The sequence below is a fragment of the Maribacter sp. HS genome (assembly GCF_048059195.1).
GTDB lineage: Bacteria > Bacteroidota > Bacteroidia > Flavobacteriales > Flavobacteriaceae > Maribacter > Maribacter dokdonensis.
In genome coordinates, this window is sequence record NZ_JAYLVV010000006.1 from 167,379 (window position 1) to 192,838 (window position 25,460).

Below are 25,460 nucleotides of genomic sequence, written 5' to 3' on the forward strand. Positions count from 1 at the left end.
GGGCTTTAGCTGATTTGTCTTAAACCTTCATAAATAGAAATAGCAACAGCATTTGCCAAATTAAGACTTCTAATATGTGTACTGTATAATGGTATCTTAACCGTGTTTTCTTGATGTTTGTTTAATAAGGTCTTAGGTAGCCCAACAGATTCTTTTCCAAAAACTAAGAACATGTCATCTTCAAAATCAATTTCCCAATGATTTTTGGTTGCGGTAGCAGAGAAGAAAATCATTTTTTTGTCATCATGTTCTTTGAAAAACGCATCTACGTTTTCATACATGACCACATTAAGATGTTGCCAATAATCTAGCCCCGCTCTTTTTAATCGTTTATCGCTTAGCTCAAAACCAAAAGGTTTAACCAAATGTAAGGTAGAACCAGTGCCAAGTGCCAATCTGCCAATGTTACCAGTGTTGTTAGGAATTTCAGGTTCTATAAGTACAATATGAAAGCCCATTATTTTTTAAAGGATTGTAAGTATAAATGTTCTACTTTTTCTCTGGCCCATGGAGTTCTACGTAAAAACTTTAAACTTGATTTTATAGAAGGGTTACTTTTAAAACAATTGATATTTACTTGTCCTGCTAAATCTTCCCAAGAGTATTTCTCCGTAAGTTCTTCTAAAATGGTCACGAGCTTTACACCGTGAAGCGGGTTATTTGGCTGAGAATCTGAACTCATATGATTGGATTATATTATAAATAATACTCATTTTTGAAAGGCAACGTACATGGAAAGTGCAGGAACCTTAATGGTATCTTTTACTAATTGTAAACCTTCAAAGTCAAAGGTACTACCTGAAACGGCTTTATGCCAAATGCCTTCAATTTTATAATCTATTTTTTTGTTTGATGCGTTATAAATGACCAGTATTTTCTGCCAATTGTCATTGTTTGCATTGTGATCAATAATGAAAGAAACAAAGCTATCATTGGTCTGTTGGAATTTTACTTTTTCGCGAACTTCTTTTGCATTAGTAATATGAAATGCAGGATGTTCTTTTCGTAAGCGAATTAAGTTTTTGTAGTATTTGAACACTTTCTTATACTCAATTTTCCAATTCCAGTTGATCTGATTAATGCTATCTGGCAGGTTATAGGAATTATGTTCCCCATTTTTAGTACGTAGCATTTCTACACCGGCATGTAGAAACGGAGTGCCTTGTGAGGTCAGTACAATGGCATTCGCTAATTTATCCATTGCTATTAACGTTTCTACGTCAGCATCTGGTCTTGAAATTTTCAGTTTATCAAAAAGTGTGTGGTTGTCATGGCAAGAGACATAATTTATAGATTGGCAAGGTTCATTGGTCCAAGGGGTATTGGAATAATTAACACTGTTGTAGTTGACATCAGGATGCTGAATAGCTCCTACAATTCCAAATTTTATGGACTCTTGTTTATTCTTGGCGCCACTTACGAAACCTAAACTCTGGTCATCAAAAACAGACCCTTTTAGTCCATCACGTAAATCGTCATTAAAAGCTGCAATTTTTGGTAATTGTTGCATGTGTTTTTTAAGAGCACGCTTTTCTTCCGGTAAAGGGGAATCTCCTGCGGTCCACCCTTCACCGTAAAGTAATGCATCAGGGTTTAATTTTAGAACGGCATCTGCAACATTATTCATGGTCTCAATGTCATGAATACCCATTAAATCGAACCTAAAACCATCAATATGATATTCTTTGGTCCAATAGGTGGTAGATTCTATCATGAATTTGCGCATCATACTACGTTCAGAAGCAGTTTCATTACCGCAGGCAGCGGCATCTGAATAAGATCCGTCTTGCCAATGTCTGTAATAATAACCGGGAACTTCAAGATTAAAATTAGAAGTGTCGGTTCTGCCCGTATGGTTGTAAACAACGTCCATTATTACACCTATGCCATTGTTATGAAAAGCTTGGATCATTTGTTTAAATTCCCTAATACGTACTTCCGCATTAAATGGATCTGTTGAAAATGAACCTTCTGGAACGTTATAATTGTTAGGGTCGTACCCCCAATTAAATTGCGGTGCATTTAAATTGGTCTCGTCAATAGCGTAGTGATCAAAAGTGGGTAAAAGATGCACATGTGTAATACCCAGTTCCTTTAAATGGTCAATTCCTGTGGATACATTATTATTTCCAGTGGTACCTTTTTCGGTTAACCCTAAATATTTACCTGGATAGAATGAACCAGATTGTGGGTGTATGGTCATATCACGCACATGTAGCTCATAAATAATGGCTTCATTTGGTTGTTTTAACAGAGGAGAACGATCATTGTGCCACCCAATAGGATTAGTGGATTCCATATTTGTCACCATGGCTCTATTGCCGTTAACGCCTACTGCTTTCGCATATATACCGGGAGTTTCATTTAACCATTTATTGTTGTGCTTTACCTGGTAAGTGTAGTATGTTCCATTCAAATCTCCTTGAACTGCTATGTGCCATACGCCAGTGGTTGACTTTTTAAGGGGATATATCTCAAAAGCTTCAACATCATTACCTTTTTTAAATAATCTTAATATTACTTCTTCTGCATTTGGAGACCATAGTTTAAATGAAGTGGAATTTTTACCATAGGTAATCCAGAGATTTTCATCAACAGGCGTAGGGTAGCTGTTAAATTCTTTGGTGTTATCAGATATTTTACACGAATTAAACAATAGTAGAATTATTAGAATTAGTGATATGTACCTCATTAGCATGGTAGTAAGCTCCTAAGATAGGCAAAGATCGTTAAGAATTTAACAAGGGGTACTTTTTAGAAGACGAATTATAGTAACCTTTATAAATGAAAAAACTCCGGTAATCAGCCGGAGTTTATTCATCAATCAAAAAACGAACAGTCATGATAAACTGTTGTTACCGTTAAAATTACAACTAATATGCCAATATTGCCAATTTAAGGAAAGATTAACGTGTAATTTTATAACTTTATCGCATTGAATTCTTAACCCAAATACGTTTTCAATATTTTACTTCTAGAAGTATGCTTTAATCTTCTTATCGCTTTTTCTTTAATTTGACGAACTCTTTCTCTTGTAAGATCAAAAGTTTCACCAATTTCTTCCAATGTCATAGAATGCTGACCTGCAAGACCAAAGTATAAACGGATAACATCTGCCTCACGAGGAGTCAAAGTTTCCAAAGCACGCTCAATTTCTGTACGTAAAGACTCATGTAACAATTCTCTATCTGGGTTTGGCGACTCACCACTACGAAGTACATCATAAAGGTTAGAATCTTCACCATCGATAAGAGGAGCATCCATAGATACGTGTCTACCTGAGTTTTTCAATGATTGTTTTACATCATCAACGGTCATATCCAATTCTTTCGCAATTTCTTCTGGAGAAGGCATTCTTTCATGCGCTTGCTCTAAAAAGGCAAAAGTTTTGTTGATCTTATTGATAGAACCAATTTTGTTCAATGGCAAACGAACGATACGAGATTGTTCTGCCAAAGCTTGTAATATAGATTGACGGATCCACCATACGGCGTATGAGATAAATTTAAAACCTCGCGTTTCGTCAAAACGCTGTGCAGCTTTGATAAGACCAAGGTTTCCCTCGTTAATCAAATCCGGTAAAGTAAGTCCTTGGTTTTGGTACTGCTTGGCAACTGACACCACGAATCTGAGGTTGGCTTTGGTAAGTTTTTCAAGAGCGATCTGGTCGCCTGCCTTGATGCGTTGTGCCAACTCTACTTCTTCATCAGCGGTAATCAAGTCCACTTTTCCAATTTCTTGTAAGTACTTGTCCAAAGATGCGGTCTCTCTATTGGTGACCTGTTTTGTAATCTTAAGCTGTCTCATTAAAATAAATTAAGTTCAATTTGCATAGACTGCATATACTTATACGTAAAAATCTTCCGAATGTTACAATTCAATAAAAAAAAGTTCATTTTTCCGTTGAACGGCACAAAAAAAGCCTCAACTGATTAGTCGAGGCTTTAAGAATAAACTTACAAAGAGTTAATCTCTTCTAGGTTTTCTATCGCGATTACGATCGTTTCCACGACGATCATCTCTACGTTTATCATCACGTGGTGGTCTTTCAACAAAGCCTTCTGGTTTTGGTAAAAGTGCTTTACGAGATACTTTCTCTTTACGGGTACGTTTGTCTATACCAAAGTACTTTACATCGAATACGTCTCCCATGTTCACAACATCGGTTACATTTTCTGTACGTTCCCATGCCAATTCAGATACATGCAACAATACTTCATTACCTGGAGCATCTGTGTATTCTACAACAGCACCAAAGTCCAACATTTTAATAACCTTTACTTCGTAAACGCTACCAACTTCTGGCTTAAATAATAAAGAATCTATTTTTGCCATAACAGCATCAATACCTTTGCTACCAACACCTAGTACTTCAACAATACCTTCTTCGGTAACAGGGTCTTCGTTAATAACGATAGTAGTCTCGGTTTCTTTTTGTAATTCTTGAATTACTTTTCCACCAGGACCGATCAATGCTCCAATAAACTCATTAGGTATACGTCTAGTAACCATTGTAGGTGCGTGATCCTTAACCTCTGCATTTGGTGTTTCAATAGTTTCGGTTATTTTACCTAAAATGTGTAAACGACCGTCACGAGCTTGTTTTAAAGCATTTACAAGAATTTCATAAGACAATCCTTTTACTTTAATATCCATTTGGCAAGCGGTAATACCATCGGCAGTACCGGTTACTTTAAAGTCCATATCACCTAAGTGATCTTCATCACCTAAAATATCGGAAAGAACAGCATATTTTCCAGATTCAGTATCTGTAATCAATCCCATTGCAATACCTGAAACTGGTTTTTTCAATTGAACACCGGCATCCATCATTGCCATAGTACCAGCACAAACAGTAGCCATAGAAGAAGAACCGTTAGATTCTAAAATCTCAGATACTACACGTACTGTGTAAGGACAATCTTCAGGAACCATTCCTTTTAATGCACGTTGAGCCAAGTTACCGTGACCAACTTCTCTACGAGATGTTCCACGAATAGGTCTTGCTTCACCTGTTGAAAAAGGAGGGAAGTTATAGTGTAAATAGAAACGCTCTTCACCTTCGTAAGATGGCATGTCTATTTGGTTTGCTTCTCTACTTGTACCTAAGGTAACCGTAGCTAAAGCTTGAGTTTCTCCACGTGTGAAAATAGATGATCCATGAGTAGAAGGTAAATAGTTTACCTCACACCAAATAGGTCTAATCTCATCTGTCTTACGACCATCTAAACGCAAACCTTCATTCAATGTTAAATCTCTAACAGCAGCTTTTTCAGCTTTGCTGTAGTATTTAGAAATTAATCCGCCGAAATCTGCTTGCTCTTCTTCAGAAAAAGAAGCGATAATTTCTTCCTTGATTTCACCAAATGCAGCACTACGTTCATGTTTGGCAGAACCTGCTTGTGCAACAGCATATACTTTATCATATGCCATGTCGTGAATTTTCTGAGCTAAATCAGCATCTTCTCTTTCTGGCTCGTACTCACGTGTTTCTTTTTTACCAAAAGCTTCTGCTAATTTAACTTGAGCAGCACACTGTACTTTAATGGCTTCATGAGCAAACTTAATTGCTTCGGTCATTTCTTCTTCAGAAATCTCATCCATTTCACCTTCAACCATCATAACAGAATCCGCAGATGCTCCAATCATCATATCGATGTCAGACTCCTCTAATTGTGCTCTAGTTGGGTTAATGATGAATTCTCCGTTTACACGACCAACTCTAGCTTCAGAAATTGGGCATTCAAAAGGGAAATCTGATAATTGAATAGCTGCAGAAGCTGCTAAACCTGCCATAGCATCTGGCATAACGTCTTCGTCATGAGACATTAATTGAATCATCACCTGAGTTTCAGAGTGATAATCTTTTGGGAATAATGGACGTAAAACACGATCCACTAAACGCATGGTCAATACTTCACCGTCACTTGGTCTTGCTTCTCTTTTAAAGAAGCCACCTGGGTAGCGACCCGCAGCAGCAAATTTTTCACGGTAATCTACCGTTAGTGGAAGAAAGTCCACATCACTTTGTTTGTAGTTGGAAACAACTGTACATAATAACATACATTTTCCTGATTGTACAACAACAGAACCGTGTGCCTGTTTTGCCAATTTTCCGGTTTCGATAGAAATTTCTCTACCATCCCCAAGGTCAATGACCTCTTTAAATACTTTTGGAATCATAAAATTTGATTAAAACCTGCTCATGCAGATTTGTTAAACAATGGTCTTTCCGACTGAAATTTTCTCTGGTCGGAGTTGTTGTGTTGTTGTGTTGACCAATGAAAAACCGTGTGTAGCTTTTTGTTCGCCTTTACCAAAATACTTGGCTTTAACTCCTAAGGCATGGAGTACTTAAAAAAAAGGGGATAGTTAACTATCCCCTTTTTAAAAATTATTTTCTAATACCTAGTTCTTTAATAAGCTCTCTGTATTTTACAATGTCATTTTTAATCATGTAATCTAAAAGACTTCTTCTTTTACCCACCAATTTTACAAGTGAACGCTCAGTGTTGTAATCTTTGTGATTCTTTTTCAAGTGACCGGTCAAGTGGTTGATTCTGTGTGTGAACAAAGCAATTTGTCCTTCTGTAGAGCCAGTGTTTTCTGCGCTACCGCCGTATTTTTTAAAAATTTCGGCTTTTACTTCTTTTGATAAATACATTCCAATATTGTTTTAAATGATTTTTATGTATGTGATTGTTTTTCAATCAGGGCGCAAATATACAATTATTATTGAAATGTGCAGTATATTTTATAATCAAAAATGCTCGCCGAATCAATTGATAGGGCGAGCACTTTAAGATGGACCGTAATAACTTTAATGAAGATGTTCTATCATTAAAATATTAAGCAGAAGTTTTTTCTGCTCTTACCGGGTTATTTTGAATTAAATCTATGTAAAGATTAACTTTTCTCTTTAAATCTCTTCTATGTGAAATGAAATCTAAGAAGCCGTGTTCCAATAAAAATTCTGAAGATTGAAAACCTTCAGGTAAATCTTTACCTGTAGTATCCTTTACAATTCTTGGACCTGCAAAACCAATAAGTGCACCTGGCTCTGCAATATTGATATCACCTAGCATAGCGTACGATGCAGTTGTACCACCCGTTGTTGGATCTGTACATAAAGAAATGTACGGCAAACCAGCTTCAGATAATTGAGCCAATTTAGCAGATGTCTTTGCCAGTTGCATTAATGATAGGGCAGCTTCCATCATACGAGCACCACCAGATTTAGAAATCATCATAAAAGGCACTTTTTTCTTAATGGCGTGATCTATACCGCGGGCAATTTTTTCACCTACAACACTACCCATTGAGCCTCCTATAAATTTAAAATCCATACAGCAAATAACGATGTCTTTACCATAAGACTTACCAAAGCCTGTTCTAACAGCATCTTTCAACCCTGTTTTTTTCTGAGCTGCTTTTAAACGCTCACTATATTTTTTGGTGTCTTCGAATTTTAAAGGGTCTTTAGAAGAAAGCTTCTCATCAAGTTCAGTGAACTTATTGTCATCGAAAAGAATTTCAAAGTATTCTTTACTTCCTATCCTTACGTGATAATCATCTTCTGGGCTTACATAAAAGTTTTTTGCTAGATCGTCTGACTCAACAATTTTGCCTGTGGGAGATTTGTACCACAAGCCTTTAGGTGTGTCTTTCTTTTCTTCGGTAGAGGTTTGTATACCTTTTTCTTTTCTTTTAAACCAAGCCGTCATATCATCCATTTTATGGTTATCCTAAGTTGTTATAACGTATTTACGTTATTTAAATCTTCAAATGCTTTTTTCAATCTTTCAATAAAAGATATTTCTCCTTTTCTTAACCAAACTCTTGGGTCATAGAATTTTTTGTTTGGTTCATCTGCTCCCTTAGGGTTACCTATTTGAGATTGTAAATAATCTTTATTGTCCTGAACATAATCACGAACACCTGCTAAGAACGCATATTGTAAATCGGTATCAATGTTCATCTTAATTACTCCGTAGCTAATACCTTCTCTAATTTCTTCAACAGTAGAGCCTGACCCACCGTGGAATACGAAATCAATATGATTGTTTTTTACACCATATTTTTTAGAAATATACTCTTGAGAGTTCAAAAGGATTTTTGGGGTCAATTTTACGTTACCAGGTTTGTATACCCCGTGAACATTACCAAAAGCAGCGGCAATTGTAAATCTAGGGCTTACTTTAGAAAGTTCTTCATAAGCATACGCTACTTCTTCTGGTTGAGTGTATAGTTTAGAATCATCTACATCAGAATTATCTACACCGTCTTCTTCACCACCTGTAATACCTAATTCGATCTCTAAGGTCATGTTCATTTTGCTCATGCGCTCTAAATAACCTTTACATATTTCAATGTTCTCTTCTAAAGGCTCTTCAGAAAGATCGATCATATGAGAGCTGAACAAAGATTTACCGGTTTCTGCAAAATGTTTTTCACTTGCATCTAAAAGTCCGTCTATCCAAGGCAATAATTTTTTAGCACAATGGTCTGTATGTAAAATTACCGTAGCACCATAAGCTTCTGCTAATTGGTGTACATGTTTAGCACCTGCAACTGCACCTAAAATAGCAGCTTGCTGTCCATCATTTGAAAGGCCCTTACCGGCATTGAACTGAGCTCCGCCATTAGAGAATTGTATAATTACAGGAGCATTTAAGCTAGCTGCAGTCTCTAAAACGCCATTAATAGTGTCAGAGCCTATTACGTTTACTGCAGGTAGTGCAAATCCTTTTTCTTTTGCGTAGTTGAAGATTTCTTGAACCTCATCTCCGGTTGCAACTCCCGGTTTTATGTTGTGAGCCATAATTATGTTGTTGTTTGTTTCTTAAAAAAATGAAAAACAAAAGTAATAAAACAATTATATTTAAAAGGGATAGTTGATACCAATTTGCAAAACAGCATTGGCAAAATTATAATCTCTAAACCATCGTTTAGACTGAATTTCAGCTGGGTTATAAGTTTTGAAGCCTAAATCTAATCGAAATAGGAAATAGGTGAAGTCGTATCTAAGACCCATACCAGTACCAAGGGCAATATCTTTTAAAGATGCTAAACCGTCAAAAGTGGCATCTGGATCTTCAACATTATCTAGCACGTTCCAAATATTACCGGCATCAGCGAAGATCGCTCCGTTAATATCTCCTGCAATAGGAAATCTATATTCAAGATTTAAAGCTAATTTTAGGTTGGCTTCGTTGAAATCGTTGATAGCAGAAGTGCTTCCGGGTCCTAATGAATATGGGAACCAAGCTCTGTTGTCATTAGATCCACCACCAAAATAACTACGAACAAAAGGTATGTTGTCAGAGTTGCCGTATGGAATAGCGATGCCAAAAAATGCTCTTGCGGCCAAAACGTTAGACCGTTTTAAATCCCAATATTTTACATATTCAAATTCATTTTTTATGTATTGCGAGAAGGGAACACCAAAAACCAAAAGTTGATCATCGTCATTTTTATTGAACGGGATAAAAGTGGAGAATGCAGACAGTACGTTGCCGGCACCTTCAATTTTCCAACGAAATTGATAAAAAGTGTTATCTAGAACACCAGTTCTATTCGTTTTATTAAAAGTGTAGTTAGATGCAAATATTAAATTGTTTTCCGTGAGTCTTATTCTTCTTTCTTCAATAGTATTTACATCTTCAAAATCATCTGTTGTAGCACTTACTGTGCCGTCTAGAATAGCATTGGTGAATCCGCTTGTGCCACTAGGTATGATCAAATTTAGATCATCATCACTATCATCTGTTTCAAAATATTCTGCCAGTTCTGGGTATAGCGTAGCGTCTTCATAAGAATCTGCAATTTCATCTAATAGTTCGTAGGTGTTTGTATATACATTGTAAAACCTATTACTGTTCACATTTCTTACAAATTGAATATTTAAAAGCTCAACATCGTGGTTTACAAAATCACTGGGTGTCCAGCTGTATCCTAAAACGGTATTGAAGGTTTGTTTGTCCAGACCAATGTTATTTTGAAAATTGGTACCAATAGCTATTCTGGTTTTTGGTAATGTATAATTAGGTATAATTCTGGATGTATTAATGAAAGGAAACCATATTCTAGGGAAATCTAAAGAAATGTCTCCGCCAAATTCGGAAAAATAATTTGCCTCAAAGGTGTTGCTGCTTAATAAACCATAAGAGCCATTTGCCGAGATACTCAAATTTTCCGCCCCTTTAAAGATGTTTCTAATGAGTAGGGTGGTGCCCAAACCAACACCAAGTCTTCTTAAATTAGATCTACTCACTTCAAAGTTGGTTCCCAATGCGTATTTTGTTTTAGGAGCCAAGTAGATGTTGGTGTTTACTTTGTTGCCAAGGCTGTCTGCTTCAAATATTATGTTTGGGTACTTAAAAACGTTTAGTGCGTTTAATTGCCTTGACGTTCTAATTTTATCGACATCTCTATAAATACTATCCTTTTTGAAAAAAATGGCATTGGCCAAGGTTTTAGGTTTAATGTCAAAATTTTTAGAATAGTGAATGGTATAGTCTTGGTAGTCTATAGTGTAAATGGAATCTTGATTGTTTGTTGAAAGATAATCTGTATAGATATTTATTTTATCGATTTTCTCAACTTTATAAGCAGAAGTGGTCACCTCATTTTCACCTCTTGTCTTTAGGTCACCTATATTAAGGGTGATGTTCATCTTTTGATCGTCTGCAGCTCTAGCGGTATCTCTTAAAATATCAAAAGTTATAGAGCTTTCTTGAAAATTTCTAATACCATTATTCCTGAAAATGCCTGTGAGTCTTTCACGTTCTCCGTTAAAATTTGAAAGATCAAATTGTTGCCCTTCTTTAATCAGTGAATTTGCGGCGTTTAAAAAATATAATGAATCTATTGCTCTAGATGAGATGTTGTTACCTAAAGAATCTATCATATAGGGATCACCCAATTCAATATGGTAATTTACCTTGGCCTTTTTATGCCTTGCGCTATCAATTACATACGTGGTATTGTTGGTGAAATAACCTTTGCTTTGATAGTAGGCGCTTAATTTTTCTAGACTTAATCTTGTTTTGGTAGTATCTAAAACAGTGGGTTCTTCGCCAATATCCTTTAGCCAATTACTTAGTCCCTTGACCAGAAAAGATTCGCCTAATCTTTCCACTTGCTTTTCTGAAAGCAGTTTATCCAGTCTTTTTTTTCTGTTCTCTTTTCTGTATAACCAAGCGTTGTAAGAAGAATCAGGGTTTTCTTTGGCAAGGTTGTATAAATTTAACCTTAAAGGGTATCCTAGAACAGTAGAATTCGGTTTTTGATAGACGAGACTTTCTAATTCTTCGTTGTTAACTTTTATAGAATCAGCATAAATGGTGTTTTTAATCACCAAGAGTTCATCATCCTCAACCTTCTTTAGCGAGTTACAGGATAACAAGACTATTGCCAGTAGGGATAATAAGCTTAATTTAGCCATGATGTTTTTGGAGCAAAGTGCCATCCTCATAGAAATCAAAAATACATTATTTGAATGGTTGTCAAAAGTGAATTGAAACTTATCAAAAGCCTACAGCAAAAAAAGTGCCGAATTGAGCACGGACTATTTGTAATAGAGGGGAAAAAAACCTTGGAAGAAGTTGTGAAATCTCAAATGAGACTATACAAATTGTTCGCCGTTGACCCAAGTGATTTGGATAATGGCGGTCATGAGGTAACGCAAGTGAGTGCAAGGGAGCTAAGTCAAATGAGTAGCTTAAAGAACCCAAATGGGTATCTTGGTGTATTTTATATTCCTGAAAAAGTAGAAAAAATAGCCTCTGATTGGGTTTTGGTGCTCGATGGTGTTCAAGATCCAGGAAATTTGGGTACTATTATAAGGCTTTGCGATTGGTTTGGTATCAACGATATTGTTTGTTCAAATGATACGGTGGATTGTTATAATCCAAAAGTGTTGCAGGCAACCATGGGGTCTATAACAAGGGTCAATATTCAATATAGGTCGTTAAGTACATTTTTAGGGTCAACAGAATTACCCATTTATGGAACATTTATGGACGGCGATAATGTAAATACTACCACATTACCTAAAAAAGGAATCATGATTATGGGTAATGAAGGAAAAGGAGTGTCAAATACCGTTGCTGAATTATGTTCAGATAGATTGGCAATACCTCAATTTGGCGAAAAAACCACAGAGAGCTTAAATGTGGCTTCTGCAACGGCAATTCTATTACACGAGATAAGAAAATAGCCCGGCTTTTTAATTCGAAATATTTAACTTTTGCTAATTGCTAATTGCTAATTGCTAATTGCTAATTGCTAATTGCTAATTGCTAATTGCTAATTGCTAATTGCTAATTGTTAAATGTTATTCAAAAGTGAAGTTGATGAAAATGCCTCGGGTTTTCAGAGATTCAATATTTCCGGTCCAAGGGCTGTTAGGGTCTTGATCGGGCACTAGTTCATCCGTAAGAGCAAAGACACCTCGTATAGAAGGAGTGAACTTAAAGTATTCTAGGTAAAAATCAATACCAAATCCAAGTTCGTAGTTGTACACCCATTTTTTCATTCTAAATGTTCCAGAACTGTTATCGTCCAAACTTTCTTCGTTACTACCTAGGTTTAAACTACGAGATCCGCCTGCCAATAAAAAAGGTTTAAAGTTGCCAAACCTGCGTGTACTTGCTTTAATAAGTACCGGAAAATTGATGTAGGTAGATTTTATTTCCCTGATGGCATCTCTTTCATCATCAAATCCAGGAAACCCCATTAGTCTGGTTCCGTAATGCAGTCCTGGTTCAAAACGAACATCAAAAAATTCATTAAGTCTTAATTCGCCTATTAGTCCAACGTTGAATCCAAAGCTTTTGCTAACCAATATGTCTTTGGCATTTTCTTTATATTCAATTTTAAAATCATACTGATTTAAACCTAAGAAGTAACCCCAGTTTAAGAGTTTTTTATCTTCGTTCTGTTTATTCAATATAGGGCTCTCATTAAATTGAGCGCTCATTAAATTCGTTATCAACAACGTTAAGGGTATTAAAAACCACTTCTTCATAAATGCTGGTTTACGATTGTAAAACGTCAAATAAATATTGAAAGACAGCTAATATTATAGATTAGCTTTTTTTGCAACATAAATTGAAGCAACCCCAAATGTTTGAGGTTTATTCGTTACATCTATAAACCCAATTTCGCGCAAAATATTGTTGAAGTTTTCTCCATGTGGAAAAACAGAAGCAGATTCGCTTAAATAGCCATATGCCGAATCGTCTTTTGAGAAGATTTTTCCAATTAATGGAAGAATATTTTTTGTGTAGAAATTGTAACCTTGTTTGTAAGGGGTCTTGGTGGGTACAGATGTTTCCAGGACCACTAACGTGCCGTTAGGTTTTAAAACTCTAAGAATTTCAGCCATACCCGTTTCAAGGGTTTCAAAGTTACGTACTCCAAAAGACACGGTAACGGCATCAAAAGAATTAGCATCGAAAACAAGATTTTCACTGTCACCAACTACCATTTCAATAGTATTGTCCAAATTTTTATCGGTTACTTTTTCTTTACCAACCGCCAACATTCCCGGAGAAATATCTAGGCCCACAATTTTTTTTGCACCTGTTTTTGTAAGTGCTATGGCTAAGTCACCAGTACCTGTTGCAATATCTAATATAGAATTAGGTTGTTCCTTTTTTAAAATTTCAACAACTTTTTTACGCCATTTAATATCAATGCCAAAAGAAATTACTCTGTTTAAACCGTCGTAATTTTTAGATATGGTATCGAACATTTTGGTCACCTGTTCCTTTTTACCTAAGTCAGAATCTTTGTATGGCGTAACTTTTTGGGGCATTATATTGCTATTTTTTTGGCAAATATACAATATAGTAGGAGCTTAACTCCTTTTTAACCGCCAAGGTTGGTCATTGATAGGTTAAAGAATTGAAAATAAAGAATAAACTAATTTAATTATGTAATTTTGCCCCATAATAATTGCTACGGTTTTCAAGACTACTTTTAAGTATTTATAGTGTTTAAGAGAGAAATTTTATGCTTGATAATTAGCGGTCTAATAAGATAAATGAAGATTATAATTGCTGGTGCTGGGGAAGTAGGCTTTCATTTGGCCAAATTACTATCCTATGAATCACAGGATATTACTTTAATCGATTCTAAAAAAGAGAGTCTGGCTTATGCCGATAACCATTTAGATATTCGTGTTTTAAAAGGTGATGCTACTTCTATTTCGGTGTTGAACGATGCCCAAGTGCAAAATTCTGACTTGGTTATTGCGGTAACCTCTTCTGAAACAACGAACTTAACACTTTGTATGTTGGCCAAACAGCTTGGTTGCAAGCGAACTATTGCCAGAATATCAAATACCGAGTTTATAAAGAATAAGGATCTTTTAAGGTTCTCTGACCTGGGGATAGATGAATTGATTTCACCCGAAGCATTAGCGGCGACTGAAATTCAAATGTTGTTGAATAAATCTGCATTCAACGATACCTATGAATTCGAGGAGGGCGAATTGATTATGGTTGGGGTTTCTTTACTGAAATCTGCTCCATTTGTAGGTAAAATGGTAAAAGAGGCTGCCAAAATTTTCCCTGAATTACATTTCATGCCCATAGCCTTGCAACGTACAGGAACGCAATATACGGTTATACCGCGTGGTGATACCGTTTTTAAAGAAGGTGACCAAGTATACTTTATTACGGTAAAGGAAGGTGTAGATGAGTTGTATAAATTAACTGGAAAGAAAAAAGCTGAAATCAAGAATGTAATGATTCTTGGTGGTAGTAAAGTAGGTTATAAGACGGCAAGAGATCTGTGTGCCAACAAGTTCAATGTTAAGTTGATAGAAAAGAATAAGGAGAAAGCCTTTGATCTTGCTGATGAATTGCCAAATGCACTGGTAATTAATGGTGATGGTAGAAATGTTGAGCTGTTAGATGAAGAAAGTTTAGAGTCCATGGATGCCTTTATTGCGGTAACCGGCAATTCAGAGACCAATATTATGTCTTGCTTGGTAGCAAAATCAAAGTATATTAAAAAGACCATAGCCTTGGTGGAGAACATGGATTATTTTCAGCTTTCACATTCTATAGGTATTGATACCTTGATCAATAAAAAGCTTTTAGCTGCAAACAATATATTTAGGCACATTCGAAAAGGTGAAGTTGTAGCATTAATGCGATTAAACAACTTAAACGCCGAAATTTTAGAATTCATCGTAAAAAGAAATTCTAAAGTGACCGGTGCTACTATTAGAGAGTTAGATTTTCCTAAGGCGGCTACCATTGGTGGTGTTGTTAGGGATGGGGTAGGCCACATTGCACTTGGTGGTTTTAATATACAGGAAGGAGATAGGGTAGTGGTTTGTTGTCTACCATCTGAAATTCCTAAAATAGAACGAATGTTCCTTTAAGATGCGACTTAATTTAAGAATTATATTTCATATCATGGGGCTTCTGTTACTTTGTAATGGGGGGTTTATGCTTTTGGCTGCAGTTGTTAGTGGTCTATATAAAGATGGGGCTACCTTGAGTATTGCACTTGCTTCTATCTGTACTATGTTCGTTGGTGTTTTTATGATGTACTATACCAGGGGGCATAAAAAAGAGGTAAAACAAAAAGAAGGATACATCATTGTAACATTTGGGTGGATCGTAATGTCGATTTCCGGGATGTTGCCATATCTGTTTTCTGGAGCGTTACCGACGATAACCAATGCTTTTTTTGAAACTATTTCAGGTTATACCACAACCGGGGCATCAATCATGGATGATATTGAAGCCATGCCCGAAGGAATTCTTTTTTGGCGTAGTTTAACCCATTGGATCGGTGGTATGGGAATCATTGTTTTGGCAATTGCCATTCTGCCTTTGTTGGGTATTGGTGGTATGCAGTTATTCTCTGCAGAGGCACCAGGACCTACTGGGGATAAGTTGCACCCTAGAATTACTGATACGGCAAAACGACTTTGGCTTATTTATTTTGGATACACTGTGGCAGAGACCATATTATTGCAGTTAGCTGGTATGTCCTTTTTTGATGCTATCAATCATGCAATGGCAACGTTATCTACGGGTGGATTTTCAACTAAAAATGCAAGTGTAGCCTATTGGAACGATCAGCCTTTAATTCAATATATCATCATATTCTTTATGTTTTTAGCGGGTAGTAATTTCGTATTAAGCTACTTCGCATTTAAGGGTAAAGTACAAAAAGTAATAAAGGATGAGGAGTTTAGGTACTATGCAGGCTTTATCATCGTTTTTACAATAATCGTTGCTTTGGTGGTATATTTCAAGGCAAATATTACAGAGCTTACTCCTGGTTATCCTATGGTGTTAGGAAAGGCGGAAAGTGCCTTAAGACATTCACTGTTTCAGATTATCTCTGTGATAACCACTACTGGTTTTGTTAGTGCTGATTTTACGCAATGGACACCTTTTTTAACCGTGTTTTTCTTTGGACTGTTCTTTTTGGGTGGCTCTGCGGGTTCTACTGCCGGTGGTATAAAGGTTATGAGGCATTTATTGATAATTAAAAACGGAGTATTGGAATTTAAGCGTACGTTGCATACCAACGCCATAATCCCTGTACGATACAATGATAAAACGGTAAAGGAAAAAATTGTCTATAATATTATAGGTTTCTTTGTGCTGTACATGTTACTGTTTATTATTGGTGCTTTGGTGTTAGGTTTCTTGGGGTTGGATTTTGAATCTGCCATAGGAGGGGCGGCATCTTCATTAGGTAATGTAGGTCCTGCTTTGGGGAGTTTAAACCCGGTAAGTAATTTTAACAGCTTGCCCGATCTTGCAAAATGGTGGTGCGGATTTTTAATGTTAGCCGGTAGGTTGGAGTTATTTACCGTACTGATTTTATTGACTCCTTATTTTTGGAAAAGCACTTAAGGTAAAGAATAGTAGAAATAAAAAAGTCCCTTAAGAAAAGGGACTTTTTTTATGAATATATGCTGAGGTTTACTTCAGCGCTTCTTTAATTCTTGATATTGCTTCTTTAATTTCTTTTACAGACGCCGCATAAGAAATACGAATACAGTTTCCATTACCAAAAGCATCTCCCGTAACGGTAGCTACATTTGCTTCTTCTAGTATGTACATAGAAAAATCAGATGCATTATTAATTTGCTTGCCTCTCAAGGTTTTTCCAAAGTAAGCGGTAACATCTGGGTACACATAAAATGCACCTTCTGGCTCATTACATTTAAAACCTTCAATTTCATTCAATAGGCTTAAAATGAGTTTACGTCTTTCTTTAAACTCATCAACCATATACTTTATACGCTCTGGTGATTCTTCTAAAGCTGTAATAACTGCGCGTTGTGCTATACAGTTTGCACCACTGGTTACTTGACCTTGTAATTTGTTGGTAGCACGTGCAATATATGCAGGAGCACCAATATATCCAATTCTCCATCCGGTCATCGCAAATGCTTTGGCAACACCGTTTACCGTAACGGTACGGTCATACATATCTTCAAATTCGGCCATGGAGGCGTGTGCTGTAACACCATAGTTAATGTGCTCATAGATTTCATCGCTGACCACTATAATTTGAGGATGTTTTTGAAGTACGTCCGCTAGTGCACGTAATTCTTCTTTACTATAGATAGACCCACTTGGGTTACAAGGAGAACTATACCATAACATTCTGGTTTTTGGTGTAATAGCGGCTTCCAACTGCTCAGCGGTCATTTTAAAATCATTCTCTAAAGTAGTCGGGACTTCTACCGGTACACCATCTGCTAATTTTACGATATCGCTGTAACTTACCCAGTAAGGACAGGGTAAAATTACTTCGTCACCTGCGTTCAATATAACTTGGGCAACATTGTATAAGGATTGTTTAGCTCCTGTTGAAACAACTATTTGAGCAGGCTCATAATTTAAATTGTTATCTCTTTTGAATTTGGTTATGATAGCTTTTTTAAGGTCTACATATCCATCAACTGGAGTATAGGAATTATAATCTTCGTTCACTGCTTTAATTGCAGCTTCTTTAATGTAATCTGGAGTATTGAAATCTGGCTCGCCTAAGCTAAGACCAATAATATCTTTACCTTCAGCCCTAAGTTCACGGGCTTTAGCAGCCATTTCTAAAGTAGCTGACGGTGTAACACTGTTGATTCTGTCCGAAAGTTGATTGCTCATGGGTACTCTTAATTTCTAGTATTGTAAAGTAGGCTCTTTGCCCAACTCTTTTAAATGTTTAAAGTGCGAAATTATAGCTTTTCTGGTAGTTTTATACTCGTGATAAGGTAAATTAAATTCCTGTGCCGTCTGTTTCACAATTTTTGAAATTTTTGTGTAATGTACATGGCTAATGTTAGGGAATATATGGTGTTCAACTTGATGGTTCAATCCGCCGGTAAACCAATTTACTATTCTGTTTTTGGTTCCAAAATTTACAGTGGTAAACAGTTGGTGAATGGCCCAAGTGTTTTTCATGGTACCAGATTCATCGGGTAAGGGGGTGTCCGCATCATCAACGATATGAGCTAGTTGAAAAACAACGCTAAGAATTACACCTGCAACGTAGTGCATTAAAAAGAATCCTATTAATATTTTCCACCAAGCAATATCTAAAATAAGCATAGGTAGTACGATCCAAATGGTGATGTACAATATTTTGGTAATGATAAGTGTACTCCAATTCATGGTAGCACTAGGTAGTTTTCCGTAAGATAATTTACGCTTCATATAGCGGTACATTTGCTGAAAATCTGTGGTTATCGCCCAGTTGAAAGTCAAAAGACCATAAAGAAATACAGAATAAAAATGTTGAAACTTATGGTGTTTCTTCCATTCGGCATGTTTGGAAAAACGTAAAATTCTACCAGCTTCCATGTCCTCATCATGTTCATGAATGTTCGTATACGTATGGTGAAGTACATTATGTTGTACTTGCCAATTATATACATTTCCGGCTAAGATGTAAATACTGCTTCCCATTAATTTATTCACCCATTTTTTGTTAGAATAGGCTCCGTGGTTACCGTCATGCATTACGTTCATGCCAACACCGGCCATGCCTATACCCATAACTATGGTCAAAAGTACATTGGCCCAGTTAGGTAGACCTAAGGTCAAAATCAAAAAATAAGGAGCAAGAAACAAAGCGAACATGATTACAGTTTTAAGGTGTAATCGCCAATTACCTGTCTTTTTAAGTTTATTTGTTTTAAAGTATTCGTTAACTCTGCTGTTCAAGGTTTTGAAGAACTTGGCAGAATCAGTTCTAGGGAAACGAATGGTATTTTGTTCCATAATTCGGTAATCTTTTACTTAATATAATGTAATTGAATCTATAATAGTTTGATAGCTTAATTAAAAGCCAAATCTTTGCACGAGTGAATATACTAATTAAATCTATTTACAAATATACGGATGACTGCTGAAATCATATTTGAAAATTTTCCCAATTTATCTGAAGATCAGAAAAGAAGGTTTGAGAAACTAGAGGAACTATATAAAGACTGGAACCAAAAAATTAATGTGGTATCCAGAAAAGATATAGATGAACTTTATTTAAGACATGTTTTGCATTCATTGGGAATTGCAAAATTTATTCAATTTAAAGAGGGTTCATCTGTTTTAGATGTGGGTACGGGTGGTGGTTTTCCCGGAATACCATTAGCTATCTTTTTTCCAGAAGTTGAGTTTACTTTGGTAGATTCAATAGGAAAGAAGATAAAGGTGGTAAATGAGGTAGTTGAAGGATTACAGCTAACCAACGTAAAGACCATTAATGCAAGGGTAGAGGAAATACCTGACCGATTTGATTTTATCGTAAGTAGAGCCGTAGCGGCGATGCCTACTTTTGTTCACTGGGTAAAGGGTAAAATCAAAAAAGAATCAAAACACGATATTAGAAACGGAATTCTGTATTTAAAGGGCGGGGATCTGCAAGATGAATTAAAGGAGTATAGAAATGCAGAAATCTTTGAGTTGACCAATTACTTCAAAGAAGATTTTTTTGAAACTAAGAAAATGGTCTATCTGCCTTTAAAGTATAAAGGGTAGTTAAAAGTGTTACAACAAAAAAGAGCTATAATATGCCTTTTTGTATTTACGTGCAAATTCCTTTAAGTTGTTCCAAATATGTATTTGAATACATGTGATATGTAATTTTAAATTGTCAATAATCATAAGCAATTGATTTTAAATGAGGTACAAAGTTCGGTAAATCACATTGAGTTTACAATTAATTAACGTTAAATTTACATTGATATTGTGTTAGTGAGGTGTTAATTTAGTTGAATAAATAAAAAAAAGTCCATCAAATTCAATTGACGGACCTTTTTTATGCTTTGTAAAATTATTTATTTACTCCATGGTGGTACCACGCCATTAGTTCTTGCATAAGCTATTAATTGCCCTTTGTGCTCGCCATTGTGTTCCATAATTGCCAATAGGCCGCCAAGTTTGTTTGACTTCATAAATCCGAAATCAACTTCTTCGTCTAAAGTACCATCTTCTACTTTTGTAATGTTTTTAAGTACAAATTCATTAGATTTTTTTAGGGCGGCTATAATATTTTCTTTTCCTGTAATTTTACTTAATCCCATGATGTCTACATCCTCTGGCGGGGCAAAGCCTAGTTTTGAGGCAAGGAAATAATTGGCACCTGCTACGTGCAAAAGCGCTTCTCCTACAGAACTTATACCTTCTGCCGGTCTCCAATCATATTTTTCTTCAGGGAAAGCTTCGGCAAGTTGAACAACCTGTAATTGATTGCCGGTTAAAACTGCTTGAATGCTGCTTTGTGTTAGTCCGTCTTGGGCAAAAGAGATACAGCTAGTTAGAAGTAAGGTGAATAGTAACTTTTTCATAATAAGTGTGTTAAGGTTGATGTTAAGAATGTATAATCTATGTAATTTACTTTAAAGGTAAGGTAAATTAAAAAAAAAGGCTGAAATTAATTTCAGCCTTTTTAGTTGTTTTTTTATCCTAAAAAAGGATATCTGTAATCTACAGGAGTAACGAAGGTTTCTTTAATTAATCGAGGTGAGACCCAACGCAATAAGTTTTGAGCTGATCCAGCTTTATCATTTGTTCCAGAAGCTCTGGCTCCTCCAAACGGTTGTTGTCCTACAACGGCACCAGTTGGCTTGTCATTGATGTAGAAATTACCTGCACAATTTTGTAATGCTTTGGTAGCTTCATCAATAGCGTATCTATCTTGAGAAAGAACAGCACCTGTTAATGCATATTCAGAAGTTTGATCGATTAATTGAAGAGTTTCGCTCCAATCTTTGTCATCATAAACATAAACGGTTACCACAGGACCAAATAACTCGGTTTCCATAGTGGTGTATTTTGGATCTGTCGTTAAGATTACCGTTGGCTCTATGAAATAGCCTTTAGATTTATCAAAATCACCACCTGCGTAAATTTCCGCATTTTCATCTTCCTTGGCTTGGTTGATGTATTTCACCAATTTATCAAAAGAACCTTCGTGTATTACCGCAGTAATAAAGTTGCTCATATCTTCTGGTGACCCAGGTTTGTTAAATGAATCTATATCTGCCTTTACGTATTCTAAAATCTCTTTTGAAGTGGATTTTGGTAAGTACACTCTTGACGCTGCGCTACACTTTTGACCTTGAAATTCAAATGCACCTCTGGAAATAGCGGTTGCTACTTGTTTGGTGTTGGCTGTTGGGTGTGCCAGAATAAAATCTTTACCACCAGTTTCTCCAACTATTTTAGGGTATGTTTTATAGGTGTGGATATTGTTACCTATTTGTTTCCATAGCTCTTTGAAAACATGCGTAGAACCTGTAAAGTGTAATCCTGCAAAATCTGGGCTGGACAAAACAGTGTCGGTTATCATAACTGGGTCACCGTAAACTACATTGATCACTCCGTCAGGTAATCCAGCTTCTTTAAATATGTCTACAATAACTTTTGCCGAGAAAATTTGGCTGTCACTTGGTTTCCAAACAACCACATTGCCCATCATAGCTGCACTAGCCGGTAGGTTACCCGCAATAGCAGTAAAATTAAATGGGGTAATGGCGTATATGAAACCTTCTAATGGTCTGTATTCTACTCTGTTCCAAATACCTTCGGCAGAATCTGGCTGCTCTTCGTAAATTTGAGACATGTACTCAACATTGAAACGCAAAAAGTCAATTAATTCACACGCCGCATCAATTTCTGCTTGATGAATGTTCTTTGATTGTGCGATCATTGTAGCCGCATTAATTTTTGCGCGGTACGGTCCTGCAATGAGCTCAGCAGCTTTCAAGAATATGGCAGCTCTTTGTTCCCAAGTTAGGTTGGCCCAAGCGTTCCTTGATTCAAGACAGTTGTCTATAGCATCCTGTATGTTCTTTTTATCTGCAGTATGGTAAGTGCCAACTATATGTTTATGGTCGTGCGGAGGGGACATCGGTTTGGTGTTACCTGTACGTACTTCTTCTGAGCCAATGTACATAGGTACATCAACTTGACCGTTAAAATATGTTTTGTATTGTTCTAAAACCGCTTCTCTTTCTGGTGATTCAGGAGCGTAGCTTTTAATAGGTTCATTAATAGCTGTAGGAACTTGAAAAAATCCTTTACCCATTGTCAAATTTTTTAAATTAAAAAGTTGACCAAAGGTACTAAAAGGGGATAGGACTAAAAACTAATAAAAGATTAAAAGGGTTTAATTGAGAGCAAAAGGAGCACTAAATTTAAATGTAGGTATGTAAACCCTAAATTTTTGTGCGTTGCTCATAATTACCATATTGTAATGGCCTTTCATGGCGCCAATAGGTGAGGTCAGTAAACATCCAGAATTGTAAGTGTGCGATTCTCCTGGTTGAATAACAGGTTTTTTGCCGATAACACCTTCGCCGTCCAAAGTTTCCATATCATTTAAGGAATCATATATTTTCCAATGACGAGAAGTTAACTGTACAGCATCTTTACTTTGGTTTTCAATAGTAATGGTATACCCAAAAGCATAATGCATTTTGTAGTTTTTAAAGAACGTGCCTTCAAAAGTTGTTTGTACCGATATCTTTATGCCTTTAGTAACTTGTGTTATCATCATATTTAATATGTAAATACGCTTTGTGCTATTAATATGGTTATAGCTATTATGCCTAAGATAAAAAATATCGTGTTTAGGAAAAAATACTTTATAACCGTTTTAACTCTTCCTTGCTGATAGAAATTGCGCATTGCTTTGTAAAGGTAGAAAGCGAAAATTAAAATAAATAATCCTTCACTACTAAAATTGAACACTGCATTGAGCAAATTGCTAACAATGAGCAAGATAAATAATAATGACTGATTGTGAAAGCTAAAGATTAAATGATCGGTATAAGTGTATTTTTTTCTGATATAGACCAACCAAATGAAGAAAGAGAAGAACGGAAGAAAGAAAAATGTTGTAAATGGAAGTTTGGAAAATAAGGTATTTAAAAATGTTCCTGGCCGTTTTTCTATTTCCACCAAACTATTGGCAAGGTTAAAGGCCATTTTGTTTTCCCTAGTGCTGGGTATACCAAACTTTTCTGTACTCTCATCAAAATAGTAAATGGTATCATGTTTGATCGTTGTATTGAAAAAATCAATTTTTTTAAAAAATCTATCCGTTAAACCGTTGGTGTCTATTTGATTAAAATAAAATTTCGGATTTGCCAGAACCATAGAGTCTTTTTGGTCTATGGTGTTTTTTAAGTACTTGTTTAGTTTTAATGAATCTATTTGTGCCAGTGCAATTTTTCTCTCCGCTTCATTTTCGAATTCCAAATTGTTGAATTCCGTATTTAAATCTATAAAGGGGCGTTTGTTGGCAGAACCGAATTTATTGAAAGATTCAAATTCACTATTAATGCTTAATATTAAAAAGTAGATGATAGACAGGCTTAGTAAAAACCTAAATGGGTTTGTGTAAGACAATCGCCTGCCTGAAATATATTCTTTAGTGATTTTGCCAGGTCTTAATAAAAGGGCTGCCAAGGTTCGCCATAACTTAGAGTCGTACGATACATAATTGGCTAGAAATTCTTCGAAGAAATCTAATATGGTTAGCCTTTTAGTGCTGTTGGCCTGAGAACAATTTGGGCAATACTTGTCACTTAATTCTAACGGGTGTCCGCAATTTAGGCAGTCAACACCTCTGTATTTTAATTCGTATCTGCCTTTTGGTTGGGTGGTTGGTTTGTTTTCCATAAATGATGAAAAACGTAAATATACAGTTAGTTCGTGATATTTCTAGAATTGGCAGAGCCTATACCTATAATACTATCGTACATATCTCCAAAATTTCTATAATATACCAATACCAAATAGGTGTTCTCGGTAAAATGAAAATTACCGCCAACTTCGTTTAGTTTTATTTTATCATCACTCTTTATAGCGTACTTATAGTTGTAAAAGCCTTGTTTCATCTTTAAAGTGACCTCTAGCATTCCGTTCTTTTCATTGTAGATCATTTTATTTTCTTCTGTTAGGGCGTAGTTATTGAATTTTCCAAAAACATAAACATCTTCTAAGGCAATGAATTCTGTATAGGGTAGACTAAAATGGACGTTTGTGTATTCAGCCTCTCTAGAGGCGTTATCACCTTGTAATGTTCTAATAACAAAATCTCCATTGATATCCGGAAAGTAAGTGTAGGGTTTGTCATTTCTAAAATCGTCGGAGAAAAGATAGTGGTTGTACAAATCGGTAAGGTCAATACTTGAAATCTGGGAACTTGGAGCTCTAAGGTCGCTAGTATCAAAAAGTAAAAATTCATTGCCGCCATAAAAAGCCGTTTCTTGGTCGTATTTATATACTAGCTCGCTTCCTAAGGTGTATTGTGGGGCTATGTTGGTGATCATAGTGGGCCAATAGTGATTCTGTAATATAGCAACTTTTACTTCTTTTTTGGGGTTGATCAATCTGGTGGATCCAGAATTTATACTGAATTGAACTACTTGTTTTTCGTTGATAAAGTTAAAGTCCCGTGATCGTTTTATTTCGGTACCAACGGTTACCACATCTTTATAGACAACAAACCTTCTTGAAAACTGTATTTCGTTATAACTGTTATATACTTCTAAAAGATAGTTGCCGCTAACCTTTAAGCGTACATTGTCATTGGGTATGGTTAATTGGTAGTTGGAGTATGATTGTAAGGTACTATAGCTATTCTCGTAATCTGTGATGCGCTGGTTGTCAACTCCGTCTAAGAATTGAGACTTAAGAAGGGAAGAGGGTGTCCAATCGTAATCGCAGTGTACTATTTTGTAATAATAATCTTGTTCGTTTGCAAGGATGTCATCAAATTCCAAATAGAGTGGTTCTCCAATTTTAATAACAGGAAATTGATCTTCAGTGGGACCTTTGAAAACTATTGATTTAATATTTTCGGGCGGATTTACCTCTACTTGAACTTGGGCGATCAAATTCTGTAAAAATAAAAGACAAATAAAGTGTTGGAAGAAAATGCGCATTGTACCCCGTTTTTTT

22 protein-coding genes are annotated in these 25,460 nt (G+C 35.9%); 4 read left to right on the forward strand and 18 right to left on the reverse strand.

Features of this window, described 5'->3' with window-relative positions; translation table 11 throughout:
- Positions 1-5 precede the first annotated feature (5 nt).
- From VBZ51_RS15645 to VBZ51_RS15685, 9 genes are all read right to left on the reverse strand, one after another.
- Complete coding sequence (locus VBZ51_RS15645) at positions 6-458, reverse strand: tRNA (cytidine(34)-2'-O)-methyltransferase (protein WP_074669832.1); 453 nt, start codon at positions 456-458, stop codon at positions 6-8.
- Positions 458-682, reverse strand: coding sequence for a VF530 family DNA-binding protein (locus VBZ51_RS15650; protein ID WP_068482283.1), 225 nt, complete (start codon positions 680-682; stop codon positions 458-460). The genes VBZ51_RS15645 and VBZ51_RS15650 overlap by 1 nt, the downstream gene beginning before the upstream one ends.
- Positions 683-709: 27 nt before the next feature.
- Entirely contained in the window at positions 710-2,692 is a 1,983-nt protein-coding gene (pulA, locus tag VBZ51_RS15655; protein ID WP_416577541.1) for a type I pullulanase, read from the reverse strand.
- 251 nt (positions 2,693-2,943) lie between these two features.
- A complete protein-coding gene (locus VBZ51_RS15660; RefSeq protein ID WP_058106041.1) occupies positions 2,944-3,807 on the reverse strand; it encodes a sigma-70 family RNA polymerase sigma factor in 864 nt (287 codons plus the stop codon).
- 159 nt (positions 3,808-3,966) lie between these two features.
- The gene (locus tag VBZ51_RS15665; protein ID WP_305522955.1) at positions 3,967-6,183 is read right to left on the reverse strand and encodes a polyribonucleotide nucleotidyltransferase; all 2,217 of its coding nucleotides are present in this window, start codon (positions 6,181-6,183) and stop codon (positions 3,967-3,969) included.
- A 211-nt stretch (positions 6,184-6,394) separates the two neighbouring features.
- Complete coding sequence (gene rpsO / locus VBZ51_RS15670) at positions 6,395-6,664, reverse strand: 30S ribosomal protein S15 (RefSeq protein WP_058106043.1); 270 nt, start codon at positions 6,662-6,664, stop codon at positions 6,395-6,397.
- 184 nt (positions 6,665-6,848) lie between these two features.
- Positions 6,849-7,724 (reverse strand): acetyl-CoA carboxylase, carboxyltransferase subunit beta, encoded by an 876-nt coding sequence (accD, locus tag VBZ51_RS15675; protein ID WP_300027754.1) that lies wholly within the window; start codon positions 7,722-7,724, stop codon positions 6,849-6,851.
- Positions 7,725-7,753: 29 nt separating this feature from the next.
- On the reverse strand, positions 7,754-8,821 hold the full coding sequence (gene fbaA, locus VBZ51_RS15680) for a class II fructose-bisphosphate aldolase (RefSeq protein WP_058106044.1): 1,068 nt from the start codon (positions 8,819-8,821) through the stop codon (positions 7,754-7,756).
- Between the two features lie 60 nt (positions 8,822-8,881).
- The gene (locus VBZ51_RS15685) at positions 8,882-11,446 is read right to left on the reverse strand and encodes a BamA/TamA family outer membrane protein (RefSeq protein WP_416577542.1); all 2,565 of its coding nucleotides are present in this window, start codon (positions 11,444-11,446) and stop codon (positions 8,882-8,884) included.
- A 72-nt stretch (positions 11,447-11,518) separates the two neighbouring features.
- Here VBZ51_RS15685 and VBZ51_RS15690 point away from each other — a divergent pair, with 72 nt between their 5' ends.
- Positions 11,519-12,220 carry a TrmH family RNA methyltransferase gene (locus VBZ51_RS15690; RefSeq protein WP_416577543.1) on the forward strand — a complete coding sequence of 234 codons (702 nt, stop codon included), beginning with the start codon at positions 11,519-11,521 and terminating at the stop codon, positions 12,218-12,220.
- Positions 12,221-12,337: 117 nt separating this feature from the next.
- Here VBZ51_RS15690 and VBZ51_RS15695 read toward each other — a convergent pair whose 3' ends face one another.
- Together VBZ51_RS15695 and ubiE are read right to left on the reverse strand one after the other, a co-directional pair.
- Entirely contained in the window at positions 12,338-13,030 is a 693-nt protein-coding gene (locus tag VBZ51_RS15695; protein WP_058106047.1) for a porin family protein, read from the reverse strand.
- Positions 13,031-13,084: 54 nt separating this feature from the next.
- Positions 13,085-13,822 (reverse strand): bifunctional demethylmenaquinone methyltransferase/2-methoxy-6-polyprenyl-1,4-benzoquinol methylase UbiE, encoded by a 738-nt coding sequence (ubiE, locus tag VBZ51_RS15700; RefSeq protein WP_058106048.1) that lies wholly within the window; start codon positions 13,820-13,822, stop codon positions 13,085-13,087.
- 228 nt (positions 13,823-14,050) lie between these two features.
- On the opposite strand from ubiE, the gene trkA reads away from it, so the two are divergent.
- Positions 14,051-15,400, forward strand: a complete 1,350-nt coding sequence (gene trkA, locus VBZ51_RS15705; RefSeq protein WP_099193500.1) for a Trk system potassium transporter TrkA — start codon at positions 14,051-14,053, stop codon at positions 15,398-15,400.
- Between the two features lies 1 nt (position 15,401).
- Entirely contained in the window at positions 15,402-16,895 is a 1,494-nt protein-coding gene (locus VBZ51_RS15710; RefSeq protein ID WP_416577544.1) for a TrkH family potassium uptake protein, read from the forward strand.
- A gap of 69 nt (positions 16,896-16,964) precedes the next feature.
- Here the strand turns inward: VBZ51_RS15710 and VBZ51_RS15715 are convergent, their stop codons facing one another.
- Positions 16,965-18,155: a pyridoxal phosphate-dependent aminotransferase gene (locus VBZ51_RS15715; RefSeq protein ID WP_074669827.1), complete on the reverse strand. Its 1,191-nt coding sequence runs from the start codon at positions 18,153-18,155 to the stop codon at positions 16,965-16,967.
- 15 nt (positions 18,156-18,170) lie between these two features.
- Positions 18,171-19,271: a fatty acid desaturase family protein gene (locus VBZ51_RS15720; RefSeq protein WP_058106052.1), complete on the reverse strand. Its 1,101-nt coding sequence runs from the start codon at positions 19,269-19,271 to the stop codon at positions 18,171-18,173.
- A gap of 120 nt (positions 19,272-19,391) precedes the next feature.
- On the opposite strand from VBZ51_RS15720, the gene rsmG reads away from it, so the two are divergent.
- On the forward strand, positions 19,392-20,027 hold the full coding sequence (gene rsmG / locus VBZ51_RS15725) for a 16S rRNA (guanine(527)-N(7))-methyltransferase RsmG (RefSeq protein ID WP_058106053.1): 636 nt from the start codon (positions 19,392-19,394) through the stop codon (positions 20,025-20,027).
- A gap of 299 nt (positions 20,028-20,326) precedes the next feature.
- Here the strand turns inward: rsmG and VBZ51_RS15730 are convergent, their stop codons facing one another.
- The 5 genes from VBZ51_RS15730 to VBZ51_RS15750 all read right to left on the reverse strand — a co-directional run bounded on the left by VBZ51_RS15730 (position 20,327) and on the right by VBZ51_RS15750 (position 25,444).
- A complete protein-coding gene (locus VBZ51_RS15730) occupies positions 20,327-20,836 on the reverse strand; it encodes a DinB family protein (protein ID WP_348100148.1) in 510 nt (169 codons plus the stop codon).
- A gap of 113 nt (positions 20,837-20,949) precedes the next feature.
- Positions 20,950-22,578, reverse strand: coding sequence for an L-glutamate gamma-semialdehyde dehydrogenase (gene pruA / locus VBZ51_RS15735; RefSeq protein ID WP_416577545.1), 1,629 nt, complete (start codon positions 22,576-22,578; stop codon positions 20,950-20,952).
- A gap of 81 nt (positions 22,579-22,659) precedes the next feature.
- Positions 22,660-23,046: a Co2+/Mg2+ efflux protein ApaG gene (gene apaG / locus VBZ51_RS15740; RefSeq protein WP_058106077.1), complete on the reverse strand. Its 387-nt coding sequence runs from the start codon at positions 23,044-23,046 to the stop codon at positions 22,660-22,662.
- A gap of 5 nt (positions 23,047-23,051) precedes the next feature.
- Positions 23,052-24,176 carry a DUF3667 domain-containing protein gene (locus VBZ51_RS15745; RefSeq protein WP_416577546.1) on the reverse strand — a complete coding sequence of 375 codons (1,125 nt, stop codon included), beginning with the start codon at positions 24,174-24,176 and terminating at the stop codon, positions 23,052-23,054.
- Positions 24,177-24,202: 26 nt separating this feature from the next.
- Positions 24,203-25,444, reverse strand: coding sequence for a DUF5103 domain-containing protein (locus tag VBZ51_RS15750; protein ID WP_416577547.1), 1,242 nt, complete (start codon positions 25,442-25,444; stop codon positions 24,203-24,205).
- Positions 25,445-25,460: the final 16 nt, after the last annotated feature.

Coding starts and splice junctions, on each gene's coding strand:
- VBZ51_RS15645 (WP_074669832.1), bottom strand. CDS start 458: ATGGGCTTTCATATTGTACTTATAGAACCTGAAATTCCTAACAACACT.
- VBZ51_RS15650 (WP_068482283.1), bottom strand. CDS start 682: ATGAGTTCAGATTCTCAGCCAAATAACCCGCTTCACGGTGTAAAGCTC.
- pulA (WP_416577541.1), bottom strand. CDS start 2,692: ATGAGGTACATATCACTAATTCTAATAATTCTACTATTGTTTAATTCG.
- VBZ51_RS15660 (WP_058106041.1), bottom strand. CDS start 3,807: ATGAGACAGCTTAAGATTACAAAACAGGTCACCAATAGAGAGACCGCA.
- VBZ51_RS15665 (WP_305522955.1), bottom strand. CDS start 6,183: ATGATTCCAAAAGTATTTAAAGAGGTCATTGACCTTGGGGATGGTAGA.
- rpsO (WP_058106043.1), bottom strand. CDS start 6,664: ATGTATTTATCAAAAGAAGTAAAAGCCGAAATTTTTAAAAAATACGGC.
- accD (WP_300027754.1), bottom strand. CDS start 7,724: ATGACGGCTTGGTTTAAAAGAAAAGAAAAAGGTATACAAACCTCTACC.
- fbaA (WP_058106044.1), bottom strand. CDS start 8,821: ATGGCTCACAACATAAAACCGGGAGTTGCAACCGGAGATGAGGTTCAA.
- VBZ51_RS15685 (WP_416577542.1), bottom strand. CDS start 11,446: ATGGCTAAATTAAGCTTATTATCCCTACTGGCAATAGTCTTGTTATCC.
- VBZ51_RS15695 (WP_058106047.1), bottom strand. CDS start 13,030: ATGAAGAAGTGGTTTTTAATACCCTTAACGTTGTTGATAACGAATTTA.
- ubiE (WP_058106048.1), bottom strand. CDS start 13,822: ATGCCCCAAAAAGTTACGCCATACAAAGATTCTGACTTAGGTAAAAAG.
- trkA (WP_099193500.1), top strand. CDS start 14,051: ATGAAGATTATAATTGCTGGTGCTGGGGAAGTAGGCTTTCATTTGGCC.
- VBZ51_RS15710 (WP_416577544.1), top strand. CDS start 15,402: ATGCGACTTAATTTAAGAATTATATTTCATATCATGGGGCTTCTGTTA.
- VBZ51_RS15715 (WP_074669827.1), bottom strand. CDS start 18,155: ATGAGCAATCAACTTTCGGACAGAATCAACAGTGTTACACCGTCAGCT.
- VBZ51_RS15720 (WP_058106052.1), bottom strand. CDS start 19,271: ATGGAACAAAATACCATTCGTTTCCCTAGAACTGATTCTGCCAAGTTC.
- rsmG (WP_058106053.1), top strand. CDS start 19,392: ATGACTGCTGAAATCATATTTGAAAATTTTCCCAATTTATCTGAAGAT.
- VBZ51_RS15730 (WP_348100148.1), bottom strand. CDS start 20,836: ATGAAAAAGTTACTATTCACCTTACTTCTAACTAGCTGTATCTCTTTT.
- pruA (WP_416577545.1), bottom strand. CDS start 22,578: ATGGGTAAAGGATTTTTTCAAGTTCCTACAGCTATTAATGAACCTATT.
- apaG (WP_058106077.1), bottom strand. CDS start 23,046: ATGATAACACAAGTTACTAAAGGCATAAAGATATCGGTACAAACAACT.
- VBZ51_RS15745 (WP_416577546.1), bottom strand. CDS start 24,176: ATGGAAAACAAACCAACCACCCAACCAAAAGGCAGATACGAATTAAAA.
- VBZ51_RS15750 (WP_416577547.1), bottom strand. CDS start 25,444: ATGCGCATTTTCTTCCAACACTTTATTTGTCTTTTATTTTTACAGAAT.